1 protein-coding gene is annotated in these 504 nt (G+C 54.6%); it reads left to right on the forward strand.

Translation table 11 applies throughout. The features are described 5' to 3' along the window. The first annotated feature begins 104 nt into the window (after positions 1–104). Positions 105–410, forward strand: coding sequence for a type II toxin-antitoxin system MqsR family toxin (locus EN780_RS37360; protein WP_127393540.1), 306 nt, complete (start codon positions 105–107; stop codon positions 408–410). Positions 411–504: the final 94 nt, after the last annotated feature.

The raw sequence follows: 504 nt of genomic DNA on the forward strand, positions 1-504 counted from the left end.
TATCAGGAAAGCAAGGCCGACAACGACATTCCGCTGAACTGATCTCTTTCCGCTCAAATCCGCCAGCCTCTTGAGTTGCCACCTTTATGGTGGCATAGTAGGCTATGGAGAAACGCAGGCCGACATACGATCTTGATGCGATCAAGGCGACGTTTCGGTCTGTCGATACTCTGGCAATCACAACATCCGCACTAAGGGGTGCTGTTGGCCTCGGGTTCGATCGCGCCGGAATTGTTGAGGTGGTTGGCAGCATGACGCGGAAGATGTTCGTGAAATCGATGACGACCTTCGCGGATCACCGGGTCTGGCAGGATGTCTATCATGTGCCGGCGCGCGACGTGCTTCTCTACGTGAAATTCCAGGCGGATGTCGTGACCGAATTCACGGTCATGGCGTTCAAGGAGAAATGACCATGGCGAAGGAAACAACTGCAACCATGATCTCTCCCGAAACCGGAGAGACACTTACCCGCGGCGTGCGCCCATTCAATGTGGCCTACAAAGG

This window comes from Mesorhizobium sp. M4B.F.Ca.ET.089.01.1.1, assembly GCF_004022605.1.
GTDB lineage: Bacteria > Pseudomonadota > Alphaproteobacteria > Rhizobiales > Rhizobiaceae > Mesorhizobium > Mesorhizobium abyssinicae.